12 protein-coding genes are annotated in these 12,622 nt (G+C 64.0%); all 12 read right to left on the bottom strand.

All coding sequences use genetic code 11. The features are described 5' to 3' along the window. Nucleotides 1-13: 13 nt before the first annotated feature. The 12 genes from IPP35_09080 to IPP35_09025 all read right to left on the bottom strand — a co-directional run bounded on the left by IPP35_09080 (nucleotide 14) and on the right by IPP35_09025 (nucleotide 12,622). The gene (locus tag IPP35_09080; GenBank protein ID MBL0059243.1) at nucleotides 14-427 is read right to left on the bottom strand and encodes a hypothetical protein; all 414 of its coding nucleotides are present in this window, start codon (nucleotides 425-427) and stop codon (nucleotides 14-16) included. Beyond that, entirely contained in the window at nucleotides 382-1,149 is a 768-nt protein-coding gene (locus IPP35_09075) for a fumarylacetoacetate hydrolase family protein (GenBank protein ID MBL0059242.1), read from the bottom strand. The genes IPP35_09080 and IPP35_09075 overlap by 46 nt, the downstream gene beginning before the upstream one ends. Before the next feature lie 2 nt (nucleotides 1,150-1,151). Further along, nucleotides 1,152-1,931: a 4-hydroxy-tetrahydrodipicolinate reductase gene (locus tag IPP35_09070; GenBank protein MBL0059241.1), complete on the bottom strand. Its 780-nt coding sequence runs from the start codon at nucleotides 1,929-1,931 to the stop codon at nucleotides 1,152-1,154. A 1-nt stretch (nucleotide 1,932) separates the two neighbouring features. Next, nucleotides 1,933-2,835: a 4-hydroxy-tetrahydrodipicolinate synthase gene (locus tag IPP35_09065; GenBank protein ID MBL0059240.1), complete on the bottom strand. Its 903-nt coding sequence runs from the start codon at nucleotides 2,833-2,835 to the stop codon at nucleotides 1,933-1,935. 9 nt (nucleotides 2,836-2,844) lie between these two features. Further along, nucleotides 2,845-3,696: a diaminopimelate epimerase gene (locus tag IPP35_09060; protein ID MBL0059239.1), complete on the bottom strand. Its 852-nt coding sequence runs from the start codon at nucleotides 3,694-3,696 to the stop codon at nucleotides 2,845-2,847. Next, entirely contained in the window at nucleotides 3,693-4,964 is a 1,272-nt protein-coding gene (gene lysA, locus IPP35_09055; GenBank protein ID MBL0059238.1) for a diaminopimelate decarboxylase, read from the bottom strand. The genes IPP35_09060 and lysA overlap by 4 nt, the downstream gene beginning before the upstream one ends. Beyond that, the gene (locus IPP35_09050) at nucleotides 4,961-5,908 is read right to left on the bottom strand and encodes a tetratricopeptide repeat protein (protein ID MBL0059237.1); all 948 of its coding nucleotides are present in this window, start codon (nucleotides 5,906-5,908) and stop codon (nucleotides 4,961-4,963) included. Before IPP35_09050 ends, lysA begins: the two co-directional genes overlap by 4 nt. A gap of 43 nt (nucleotides 5,909-5,951) precedes the next feature. Continuing rightward, entirely contained in the window at nucleotides 5,952-6,926 is a 975-nt protein-coding gene (locus IPP35_09045) for a patatin-like phospholipase family protein (protein MBL0059236.1), read from the bottom strand. After that, the gene (locus IPP35_09040) at nucleotides 6,923-8,239 is read right to left on the bottom strand and encodes a TolC family protein (protein MBL0059235.1); all 1,317 of its coding nucleotides are present in this window, start codon (nucleotides 8,237-8,239) and stop codon (nucleotides 6,923-6,925) included. The genes IPP35_09045 and IPP35_09040 overlap by 4 nt, the downstream gene beginning before the upstream one ends. After that, entirely contained in the window at nucleotides 8,236-9,585 is a 1,350-nt protein-coding gene (gene argH, locus IPP35_09035; GenBank protein ID MBL0059234.1) for an argininosuccinate lyase, read from the bottom strand. The genes IPP35_09040 and argH overlap by 4 nt, the downstream gene beginning before the upstream one ends. A 47-nt stretch (nucleotides 9,586-9,632) precedes the next feature. Then, the gene (locus IPP35_09030) at nucleotides 9,633-10,823 is read right to left on the bottom strand and encodes an argininosuccinate synthase (GenBank protein ID MBL0059233.1); all 1,191 of its coding nucleotides are present in this window, start codon (nucleotides 10,821-10,823) and stop codon (nucleotides 9,633-9,635) included. A 176-nt stretch (nucleotides 10,824-10,999) separates the two neighbouring features. Beyond that, a complete protein-coding gene (locus IPP35_09025; protein ID MBL0059232.1) occupies nucleotides 11,000-12,622 on the bottom strand; it encodes a GMC family oxidoreductase in 1,623 nt (540 codons plus the stop codon).

The following is a 12,622-nucleotide window of genomic DNA, read 5'->3' as shown; positions in this document are numbered from 1 at the left end:
AGCCACCGAAAGATTATGGATTCCGGCGTTCCGGGGGAAGGGAGCGGAACACCCGCCAGCCGCCGGCCAAAAGAGCCAAGGACATCCCCAGGGCGCTCAGATTAATGATCCATCCCTCGAAAATCCCCAAAGCGTAGGGCGCGCCCTCATAACCGAAATCTTTTAACGTTTTCGACGTGAACACGACCTGAAGGAACGGGAGGATTTTCGTGAAGAGCCCGCCCTCGCAGACCAGGAAACCCCAGAGAACCCAGAAGAGGACCCCCAGGGCCAGCAGACATCCGACGACGACGGCCGCCACGTGCACGGGATCGTAGACCGGCTCTCCGTCGGCCGCCCCGTCTTCCCAAAGCGACAGGACCCGTTTCCAGGCCCGGCCGATCACGCCCGCGCCACCCGGTTTTGGAGCCGCCCGATGGAGGGGCAACGGACCTCCACCAAATCCCCCGGTTTCAAAGGGCCGACGCCCGCCGGGGTCCCGGTGGAAATCACGTCGCCCGGTTCCAAGGTCATGACCCCGCTCACGAAAGACACCAGCGCGGGAACGTCGAAAATCAACTGTTTCGTCGACGACGATTGGCGGCGTCGGCCGTTCACGGTGGCCTGAATTTTGAGATCGCGGGGAGACAGCCCCGTCGCGATCCAAGGGCCCAGGGGAGCGAAGGTGTCGAACCCCTTGGCCCGGGTCCATTGGCCGTCGGAACGCTGGAGGTCCCGGGCCGTCACGTCGTTCATGAGCGTGTAGCCGAGAACATAGTCCAAAGCGCGGCGGACGGAAACCGACCGCGCCCGGCGGCCGATCACCACGGCGATCTCCGCTTCGAAATCCACCTGTTTCGACCGGCGGGGACAACGGATGGCCTCTCCCGGTCCGATCACCGCGCTGGGGGGTTTCAAAAAAATCAACGGTTCGGCGGGCGGCGTATGGCCGAACTCCTTGGCGTGGTCGGCGTAGTTGACCCCTACCGCCACGATCTTGCTCGGTTGAACGGGGGCCCGCAGGCGAACCGTCTGAAGCGGCCACCGAACGCCCGTCCCTTCAAAGGGCCCGAAGGGATCGGGAAGAATTTCCTCAACGGAGTTTCCCTCCACCACCCCCCAGCGGACCGTGCCCTCCCATTCAAACCGGCAGAACCGGTTTCGCGGCAACGTCACGCTTTGTTCAACCCCAACACGTCCCGCATGTCGTAGAGCCCGGCGGGCTTGCCGATGACCCACTTGGCGGCGGCGAGGGCGCCCGCCGCGAAAGCGGTGCGCGAGGTGACGCGGTGAACGAGTTCGATCCGCTCTCCGTTCCCGAGAAAAAGGACCGTGTGGTCCCCCACCACGTCGCCGCCCCTCACGGCGTGGACGCCGATCTCGTCCTTCTTCCGCTCCCCCACGAGCCCCTGGCGGCCATAGACGAAGCGGCCCGCCTTCCGGCCGCGCTGAACGGCGTCGGCTAAACGCTGGGCCGTTCCCGACGGAGCGTCTTTCTTTCGACTGTGGTGCGTTTCCAAAATTTCCGCGTCGTAGTCCGGCAAGAGGGCGGCCATTCGTTCCGCCGCGTCGAACAAGACGTTCGCCGACAGGCTCATGTTCGGGGAGAAAACCACCGGGATCCGGCGGGCGGCTTCCGCCAAGGCCTTCCGTCCCCCTTCGTCCACCCCCGTCGTTCCGATCACGATGGGAACCGACCCCCGGGCCGCGAGAGCCGCGTGGGCCACGCTGGCCGCGGGCGCGGTGAAGTCGATCAGAGCGTCCACCCCCGGCAAAGACGCGGCCACGTCGTCCGTCACCCGGAATCCGTTCTGTGTCTCGCCCACGGCGGCGCTCCCGGGGGCTTCCAGAAGCGCGGCCAGCCGCACGTGGGGGTCTTGGAGAGCCAGCTCCAGGATGGCGCGGCCCATGCGGCCCCCCACGCCGATCACCCCGAGCTTGAGCGGAGCCATGTCAACAGACCGGGTGTTTCCGTCGAGGGGCCACCAGACCATACTCCCGAAGGACCTTTTCCAGTTTGTCCTGGTTCGGCTTTTCCAACGGGACGAGAGGAAGACGAAGGTCCGGCGAGCAAAGGTCCAGCCACCCCATGGCCGTCTTCAGCGGGATGGGGCTCGTCTCTATGAACATCGCCTTGGCGAGCGGGTAAAGCTTGTGGTGGAGGCGACGGGCCTCCACCCAGTCCCCCCGCAACCCCGCGGCGCAGAGGGAGGAGACGTCCTTGGGAACCAGGTTGGCGACCACGGAGATGACGCCTTTCCCGCCCACGCTCAGGATCGGGAGGGTGAGGGAATCGTCGCCGGAAATAAGTTCAAAGGAGTCGCCCAGCGCCCCGGCGATTTCCGTCGCCTGGTCCAAACTTCCGGACGCTTCCTTGATCCCCACGATGTTTTTTTCCAAACGGGCCAGTTCGATCACCGTGGCCGGGAGCATGTTGACGCCGGTGCGGCCGGGGACGTTGTAAAGCACGATGGGGAGATCCGCCGCCCGGGCCACGGCGCGGAAATGCTCGACCAACCCGCGCGGAGTGGGTTTGTTGTAATAGGGCGTGATGTGGAGGGCCCCGTCGGCACCGGCCTCTTTGGCGTGGCGCGTGAGGGCCACGGCCTCGGAGGTGGAGTTGGATCCCGCGCCGGCCAACACCCGCACGCGCTTGCGGGCAAATTTAATCACGAGCTCGATCACCCGCCCGTGTTCCGCGTGGGAGAGCGTGGCGGATTCGCCCGTGGTCCCGCAGGGGACGAGGGTCGAGGTTCCCGCCTCGATTTGAAACTCCACCAACTCGGCCAACTTCTTTTCGTCCACCGCGCCGTTGGAAAACGGCGTCACCAACGCCACCGCTGAACCTTCAAACATAATCGCTCCTTAGAGGTCGAACGTTCCGTCGAAAACGAAGGCCGCCGGGCCCGTGAGATACACCCGGTTATCAGCCGCCCATTCCACGCCGAGGTCCCCGCCCGGAAGAGACAGCGTCACTTTTCGGTGAAACCGCCCCGTCAACACGCCGGCCACCCCCACGGCGCAGGCGCCGGTGCCGCACGCCAGCGTTATTCCACTGCCGCGTTCCCACACACGGACGCGGGCGTGGTCGGGATCTTTCACCTGGACGAATTCCACGTTGGTCCGCCGGGGAAAAAAAGGATCGCTCTCCATCACCGGCCCCCATTCCGCCAGGGGAACCGCGTCCACGTCCTCCACGAAAATGACGGCGTGGGGGTTCCCCATGGAAAGACAGGTCATCTGGAGTTTCACCGCGCCCTTCCCGCGGCGGGAAGCGGGCAAGGGCTGGAGCGAAAACGGGTGATCGATCACCCGCCCCTGGGCGCGGGTGGGGACGAGCGCCGCGTCCAAAATCGGCGGGCCCATGTCCACCCGGACGAGGGAGCGCTGGACGACGGGACGCCGGAGGCCGGCCAGGGTTTCCACCGACAGTTCCCGCTTGTTCGTGTGGCCCCGCTCGAAGGCGTACCGCGCCAGGCACCGAATGCCGTTGCCGCACATTTCCACCTGGGACCCGTCCGCGTTATAGATCAACATTTTGAAGTCGGCTGATTTCGACTTGGCCAGGACCAGGACCTGGTCCGCGCCCACGCCGAACCGCCGGTCGCACAGGCGGCGGGCCAAAACCGCCGTCACCCGAACCGGATGGCGCAGAGCGTCCAGCAAAACAAAATCATTGCCCGTGCCGTGCATTTTGGTGAATGGGAGCTTCCTCATCGGAGCGCCTCCGGAATGATTTCTCCGCGGACCAAGTCCCGGAACGTTTCGCGTTCCCGGACGACCCACGCCTTCCGGCCCAGAACCAAAACCTCGGCCGCGCGGGGACGGGCGTTGTACTGGGAACTCATGGAAAAACCGTAGGCCCCGGCGGCCATCACGGCCCAGACGTCACCGGGCCGGGGGCGCGGCACGCGCCGGGCTTTCGCCAGAAAATCCCCGGACTCGCAGATGGGGCCCACGACGTCCGCCACATAGGTTCCCACCCGGGCCCGGCGAAGCGGCCAGAGCGGGTGGTGCGCGTCGTAGAGCGCCGGGCGGGCCAGGTCGTTCATGGCGGCGTCGACGATCACGAAATTTTTGTGCCCGGGCTCCTTTCGATAGAGAACCTTCGTCAGCAAACAGCCCGACTCGGCCACCAGGAACCGGCCGGGCTCGAAAAGCAGATGAAGCTTCCTCCCCCGGAGAAGGGGTAAAAGCTGTTCCGCCAACCGGGCGGGGCGGGGGGAGCGCTCGTTGGCATAGGACACACCGAGGCCACCGCCGATGTCCAGAACGCGCAGGGAAATCCCCGCCCGTTCCAGCCGGTCCACCAGGTGGAGGAGTTTTTCCAACGTTTCCCGGTAAGGCCGCACGTCCAGGAGCTGGGACCCGATGTGGGCCTGGATCCCCGTCACCCGGAGCCAAGGGTTTTTGGCGGCCCGCCGGTAGAGCGCCTCGGCATGCGCGATCATGACACCGAACTTGTTTTCGGCCTTGCCGGTGGTGATGTGGTGGTGCGTGTCCACCACGATGTTGGGGTTCACCCGGATGGACATCGGGGCGGGCTTACCGAACCGCCGGGCCGCGCGGGCCAAGGCGTCCATCTCTTCGGAAGATTCCACGTTGAACATCAAAATCCCGGCTTTGAGCGCGGAGATCATCTCCTCGTTCGTTTTCCCGACCCCCGAAAAAACGATGCGGTGGGGGGCCACGCCGGCCTTCAGCGCACGGAACAGTTCCCCCCCGGAAACAATGTCCGCCCCCGCCCCGGCCTGGGCCAAAAGACGGATCACCGACAGGTTTCCGTTGGCTTTCATGGCGTAGCACACCGTGTGGGGGTGCGCGGCGAAAGCCCGATCAAAAGCCTCGAACTGGGAGCGGATCTTGCTTCCTGAATACACGTAAAGCGGCGTCCCGAACCGGCGGGCCAAAGCGGAAAGTTTCACGTCTTCCACGTAAAGATCGCCGTTTCGGTAACGAAACGTGCTGTACGGTTTTTCTTTCAAGGGTTTCCTCCCGCGGTGTACCCGACGATCCCCACCTCCAAAATATCCCGCCACTTCCGGGCTTCGGCGTCCGGCGCCACCATGGGGTCGAGGCGAGCCTCGGCGCGCGAAGTATCCCCCGCCTCCAACGCCAGCAGACCCCCGAGAAAACCAGCGGGAAAATACCCGGGAGACATCTTCTCGGTCTGTTCTATAAAGAGGGCCGCGCGGGGACGGTCTCCCTGCCGCCAGGCCAGTACGGCTTGCTCAAAATGGGCTTCGGGCCCCGCGATCCCGACCTGTTCCGCGCGGGAGAAGGCGATGTCCGCCTGCTCAAAGGCGTCCTGCCGGGCCCAGAGATAGCCGAGTTTCATATAGCCCTCCGCCGTCGGACGTTGGGACACGATGGATTCCCGGCGGCGCGAGGCGTCGCCCAGGTTTCCCTGGGCTTCCTCGATCTCGGCCAAAAGTTCCTGGGCGGAAAAGTCCCGGGGTTCGGCCCGCACGGCGGCGTCGGCCAGGCCTCGAGCCTCCGCCAGGCGCCCCCCCTGTTTGTGGAGCCGGGCCAACGCCAAGGAAACGTCCCGCCGGTCGCGGTTCCGTTGATGGGCTTCGGCATAAAAGCGGATCGCCTGATCGTCCATTTCCACCGCGTCGTAGAGCCGAGCCAGATCCACCATCCGGTCGACTTCCGTGGGGGCGGCGTCGTAGGCTTCCTGAAAAGAAGCCAACGCCTTCTGGAAGTTTCCCTCCGCTTCATAGGCCCGCCCAAGGGCGGGGATCCAGAGGCGTTTTTCCGCTCGAGAGGCCCCGTCGGCCAGGGCGGCGCTCCATTTCTGTCGGGCGTCCTCGTACCGCCCGGCCTGAAACGCCGTCTCCGCCTCCCGCGCCAAAGATTCCCTTTCCCGATGGGAGAGTTCCGACGCTTGAACCCAAAAGGGGACAAGAACGACGAAAAGAAACAAACCGACCCCGCCTCCCCGCGCGGACACTCTTCGGGCGCCCACGTTATTTGGCCACCGGTGGCGTCGGCGACAAAGATCGTTCAAACAATTTTTCCACCAATAGTTTCTTGAGTTCCGGCCAGGCCGCTTCGGCGGCGCGTTGTCCGGCCTCCATGCATTCCCTTGAACGCCACAACTCCAAAGCCGAAATGTCGGAGACCTCCGGCTTGATCAGAAAATCCGCCCGTTTGACGCGGTCCTCGCTCATGGCCTGGCCTTGAATGTAAAGCACCTGGGTCATCATGGTGAGCACGTTGGAAACATTGTTTCGGCTGAGGTCCACCGGAACGTAAACGCAAAGGAGAATGTCGGCGCCCAGGCGGCGGGCCACCTCCGTGGGAACGTTGTCCACGACTCCTCCATCGATCAACAGACGATGGCGGAAGGGCACGGGTTCGAAGATCCCCGGCATGGTGGCGCTGGCCCGCGCGGCCAAAGCCACGCTCCCTTCCCGGAGAACGACCCCTTCGCCCGTGCGCACATCGGTGGCCAGACAGGCGAACTCGGTTTTTAAATCGGCGAAGGTTTTCTCGCCGATCCGGGCCTGGAGGTATTTCTCCATCTTTTGCGTGGACAAAAGCCGTTCCGACACCAGGAGCCGCACCACCCGCGCCGAGGAAAGGTCGGTGAGTTGCTCCCACCCCACTTCCGCCGCCATGCCTTCAATTTCGGAGGTGCGCACCCCGGCGGCATACAGGGCTCCCACAATCGCTCCGACGCTGGTCCCCACCACGAGGTCCACGGGAACGCCTTCCCGCTCCAACACCTTTAACACCCCGATGTGGGCCAACCCGCGGGCGCCTCCCCCGGACAGAACCAGGCCGATCCGAGGCCGTTTCGCCGGAGGTAAAGAACGAAGCTTTAGCCAGAGCGCGTCCGTGACGACCGCCCCGGCCGTTCGGGGTTCCGGAACCTCGGCGATGGCGGGAAAAGCCAGCCCGATCGAGAGCCATCCGGCCAACAGGGACCGGCGGTTCATGGAGCCAGGGGCAAACCCACGGCTTTCTCCAGCCGAGCCCGCGCCACCCGATGGCCGTGTATGGATTCCCAATAGGCCTCTTCCGCCGCCAACAGTTCCGACAGCATGGGGGCCCGCTCCGCCGCGTTCCGTCCCGCCCCCAAACGCGTCACGAGGTCCGAGATGCGGTCGAGGTCCGCTTTTCGGTTCTCGATTTCCGACTGCCAAAAGAGGACGTCCCCATAGGTCTCCCGCACTTCGCGGTTGATGCGGTCTTCCACCGAAGCGCGGGAGATCCGGCTCTGGTCGGCCAGCAAGCGCGTCTGGCGGATTCGCGCCCGGCTGGCGAACCCGTCGAAGATCGGCAGGTTCACGTTCAAGGTCGCGTTCCAGAAGGACCGGTCCAAGGGAAAACTGTCGTTGTTCAATTCGTAGGCGGCGCCGAAGGCCACCACGGGGTTCCGCTCGGATTCGGTCAGGTTCACGGCCAGTCGGTCGATTTCCCTCTGATATTCCGTGCCGCGAATTTCGAGTCGGACTTCCTGAGCACGGGCCAACAGTTTGGGGAGGGGTTCCCGCACCGGAGTCGTTTCCAACTCTCCGGACATTCCCACCCGGGTATAGAGCTCGAGGCCCACGGCGCTGAGGAACGCGAGAGTGGCGCGCTCCTCCTCCCGCCGACGTTCGGCCCGTTCCCGGCGGAGCCGGGTCCGGAGGACGTCCAGGGTGCCGCGCGCCAACTCGTCGCCCGGCCGCACGATTTCCGCCCGGGCCGCCAGGGTCCGCTCGGTTTCTTGGGTCAGGGCCAAACGCTTTTGCGCCAACAAAACGTCGAAGAACGCCTGCACCCCATCCGCCGTCACCTGGCCGCGGATCTCCTCTTCCCGCAGGCGCGCCTGTTCCAAAGCCGCTTCCGCCAGGCGGAGGTTCATCTGATTGCGGCCGCCGTTGTAAATCATCTGGCGGAGGCCCAGGCGGCCGGCGTAGAAATTTTCCGGTTCGCTGGAGGGGACCAACACCGTGGACCCGAAATCTCCCGGGAGGACGACCGGGTCGTTGGCGCGGTAACGGGACGCGTTCATGTTTAAGGCCAGCGTTGGAAAATAGAGGGACCTCGCCTCGACGATGCGTTGTTGGGCGATCCGCACATCGTCCCGGGCCGAGAGAAGGGCTTGGCTGTTTTGGAGACCGGTTTGAACGCTTTGCTCCAGCGTCAGCACCCGGTCCGGCTCGGGCGTTCCGTCCCCCGCGGCGCGGGCCACGCCCGCCGTCCCGAAGACGACCAGCCCCAGCCACCAGGTGAAAAACGCAAACCTGGAGGCAGAGACCCTCACGGTTTTGACCCCAAAATCCGTCGGAGCGCGGCCCTCTGCTTCCGGACTTCCGAGGGAGCCGTTCCACCGAAGGACCGGCGGGCGTCCACCGCCTTATCCAAAGAGAGCGCCTGGAGGATCCAGGGGCCGGCCTGGGGCGCGAGTTCCCGCCAGAAGGAAAGCGGAACTTCTTCCAGCGGGATTTTCCGTTCCGCCGCGAAACGCACCGCCCGGGCCACCGCGCCGTGGGCTTCCCGGAACGGAAGACTCCGACGCGCCAATCCGTCCGCCACCTCCGTGGCGAGCAGAAACCCCAGGCCACAGGCCGCGCGGGTTTTCTCCCCGTCCACGCTCATCGTCCGGACCATGGGAACCGTCACGTCCAAACAGGCCTCCACGGTTTCCACCGTGTCAAACAGGGGAGGCTTGTCTTCCTGAAAATCCCGGTTGTAGGCCAGCGGCGTGCCTTTGAGGATCGTCAACAGCGCCGTCAGGTCGCCGAACACCCGGCCCGTTTTTCCCCGCAAAAGTTCCGCCATATCGGGGTTCCGTTTTTGCGGCATGATGGAGGACCCCGTGGTAAATTTGTCGTCCAGACGGACGAACCCGAAGGACGGGTTGGACCAAAGGATCAATTCCTCGGCGAACCGGGAGAGATGCGTCATGACCAGGGAAGCCGCGGCCAGGAATTCCACCAGGAAGTCCCGGTCGCTCACGGCGTCCATGGAATTGGGGATGACCCCCTGGAACCCCAGCCGTTTCGCCACGCCGTGGCGATCAATGGGGAAGCTCGTTCCCGCCAGCGCCGCCGCTCCCAGGGGAAGCTGGTTCACCCGCCGGCGGACGTCCGCCAGCCGTTCCCGATCCCGCTGGAACATCCACCCGTAAGCCAGCAGATGGTGGGCCACCAGGATGGGTTGGCCCGGTTGCAAATGGGTATAGCCGGGCATCACCGCGGAGGCGTTTGCCTCCGATTGTCGGAGGAACGCCTCGATCAAACTTTTCAAACGGGCGTCGATCCCATCGATCTTGTCCCGAAGGTAGAGACGGAGGGCGGTAACCGTTTGGTCGTTCCGGGACCGCGCCGTGTGCATTTTCCCCGCCACGGGCCCGATTTCTTTGTAGAGGCTTTTTTCGATAGCGAAATGGACGTCTTCGGCGGCGAGCAGTCGGCCGCCTTTTCGCACCCGGGCCAGCAAACGTTTCAGCCCGGCGACGATTTTGGAGACATCCCCCCGGGGCAGGATCCGCCGCCGCCCCAACATTTCCACATGGGCCATGGACGCCGCAAGGTCGTAGGGCGCCAACCGACCATCAAACCCGATGGACGCGACGAATTCAGAAGGCGTGACGAAATGTTTTTTCACAAGTTAAGACCCTTGGAGAGGAAATGAACCCTTGCCCGCGACTCCGCCTACCGGCGGGCCTTGCGCAGAAGGGCGGCCACTTTGATGGGGAGACCGAAGAGGTTGATAAACCCTTCCGCATCCTTCTGGTCGTAGATGTCCTCCGCCTCAAAACTGGCCAGCTTTTGCCAGTAGAGCGAATGGGGCGACGTGCGCCCCTGGACGACGATATTCCCCTTGTACAGTTTAAGCCGAACCACGCCCGTGACGACCTTTTGCGTCTCGTTCACAAACGCGTCCAAGGCCCGGCGAAGCGGCGCGTGCCATTGGCCGAAGTAAACCAGTTCCGCGTAGCGGGGACCGATCAATTCCTTGGCGTGGGCGGTCTCCCGGTCCAACACCAGAGATTCCAGTTCCCGATGGGCGGCGTAGAGAATCGTCGCCGCCGGCGCCTCATACACCCCGCGGGACTTCATGCCCACCAAGCGGTTCTCCACGATGTCCACCCGACCCACGCCGTTCCGACCGGCGATGCGGTTCAAGGATTGAACCAGGGTCACCGGCCCCAGTACTTTTCCGTTCACAGCAACGGGGATACCCTTCTCGAAACGGATCGTCACGTATTCCGGCCGGTTGGGCGCCTTCTCCGGCGAGACGGTGAGCTCGAACATGTCGTCTTTGTACGGATGGTTCGGGTCTTCCAGCACGCCGCCTTCGTAGGAAATGTGCCACAAATTGGCGTCGGAAGAATAGGGTTTCTTCTTGGTGACGGTCACGGGGATCTTGTGTTCTTGGGCGTAGCGGATTTCGTCCTCCCGCCCTTTGAATTCCCATTCCCGCCAAGGCGCCAAAATTCCAAGTTCCGGCGCCACGGCTTTGAAGGTCAACTCAAACCGCACCTGGTCGTTGCCCTTGCCGGTGGACCCGTGGGAGACGGCGTCGGCTTTTTCTTTCCGCGCGATCTCCGCCACTTTCTCGGCGATGATGGGCCGCGCGATGGAGGTCCCCAGAAGGTACCTCCCCTCGTAAAGCGCCTGGGCCTTGAGCGTGGGCCAAATAAAATCCTCCACGAACTCTTTCCGCGCGTCGATCACATAGGCCTTGGAAGCTCCGGTGGCCAGAGCCCGGGCCTTCAGTTTTGGATAATCTTCCGCCTGCCCCACGTCCACGCAGGCGGCAATCACCTCGCACCGATACCGCTCCTTGATCCATCGCAACATGACCGAAGTATCCAACCCTCCGGAATAGGCCACCACCACACGGGAATAGGACTTCACGGGTTTCTCCTGAAAACAGTTGATTTATCGGACTAAAAACAAACAGGCGATGGTCAGATTTTACCCGTTTCCGGGCGGTGGGTCAAATGGAGTGTGGGTCTAATATGGGGCCCTACCAGGTGGACCATACCCGTCCGGCGGCGTTCAGGTGAGTCCAGTTAAAATGGAGGAATTTGAAACCGATGGGAGTCCCCGGCGAGTTCCCGTGCGTCGGCCACCCGGAGCGCGTTGGCGGCGATGGTGAGGGCGGGATTGACGCCGCCGCTGCTGGGGAAAAAGGATCCGTCCACAATGAACAAGTTCATCAGGTCGTGGGTCCGATTGAAGGGGTTCACGACACTTTGTCGAGGATCTTCTCCCATGCGACAGGTGCCGCAGGCGTGGGCCAGAAGTTTCAGGTTATCGGCGTTGGGTAAGATCGGTACCCAACCACCGAGGGCGCGGCGAACCCGTTTCCGCATCCGGTGGATCCGCGCCCGTTCGCTTTCCGTTATGGCGGAGTGAATCACCAGGTCCACCCCGTTCTCCCCCAGTTCCACGCGGTTGTCCGGATGTGGCAGGTCTTCGCCAATCAGAGCGAGGAACCGCATTCTCTCCATAACCATTGACAAGCCGCACTTTAAGAGAGGCCTGACCGAAGAAGGAAAAGGCCTGCGGCCGGCGGCCGCGCGGTCGTGGTCAAGATCTTCCAAAAGAATGCCGGGTGGCGGCATGGGCCCGAAATCCGCCACGGTGCCATATTTGTCTCCGTCCCCCAAATAGAAATCGTTCAAACCGATTTCTTTGGTTTGGGAGACGGGGGAAAACGACGGCAATCCAAACAGGTCGATGTAGTGCCGCATGAGATATCGCCCCACCAGACCGGAGGAATTCGCCAGGCCCTGGGGCCAGCGGGCGGACCGGGATTTCAGAAGCAGGGCCGGCGTGAGGAGGGCCCCGGCCGCCAGGGCGAAATTCTCAGCCTGAAAAGTCAAAACCTGGTCCCCCGCCGACACCTGGACGCCAGTGACCCGCTCCTCGTCAGCTTGAAATGAGGTAACGGTGGCGCGGGTCAGGAGAGCGGCGCCGTGGTGTTGGAGTGCTGGCTCAATGCAGATTTTAGCGGCGTCGTTCTTACAGCCGTGCGCGCACAGGAAACTTTGACAATAACCGCAGGGAGTGCCGGGGGTGCGGGCCAGGGGAAGCGCGTAGGGATGAAGCCCCCGCTGGCGCAGGGAGTCGGCGAGGCGGCGGCTGGAAGGGGCCGGGGCGGCGGCGTAGGCGAAGCTTTGGCCGGAGCGAAGAGGGTCGGACTCCGCGCTGGAAACCCGGTAAAGAGCCTCGGCCGCGCGGTAGTGCGGTTCCAGATCGGAGAAAGAGATGGGCCAACGGGCGGGGAGATGCTCCCCAGCCTCGGGATGCCAGCGGCGGGGCTCGAAGTCTTCTGGCCAAAAACGTTCCATGACCATGCCGTAGAGGGCGGAAGAGCCGCCCACACCGCTCCCGAGAAGAGGGTGGATCGGCCGACGCCGGGTCGCGTCCCAAATCCGGCCGGAAAATCGCCCCGCGTTGAGAAAGTCTTCGGCGCGGCGCGCCGCCGCGTCGAGGCGGTGGGACTCTAAGTAGTCGCCGGTCAACACCTGGGGATTGCGCGCGGGGTCCTCGCCCATCTCCAGGAACAAAACCCGGCGCCCGGCGGCGGCCAGCGCGTGGCCGAGGGTGGCCCCGCCGATCCCGGTGCACACGACGATCCAGTCCCATTTTTTTCCCGCCAGATCGGCGGGCGATAACGGGGGAGTCAC

Source organism: Elusimicrobiota bacterium, from assembly GCA_016721625.1.
GTDB lineage: Bacteria > Elusimicrobiota > Elusimicrobia > FEN-1173 > FEN-1173 > JADKHR01.
Note: the sequence above shows the minus strand (reverse complement) of the source record. Positions and strands in the feature narration are given on the sequence as shown.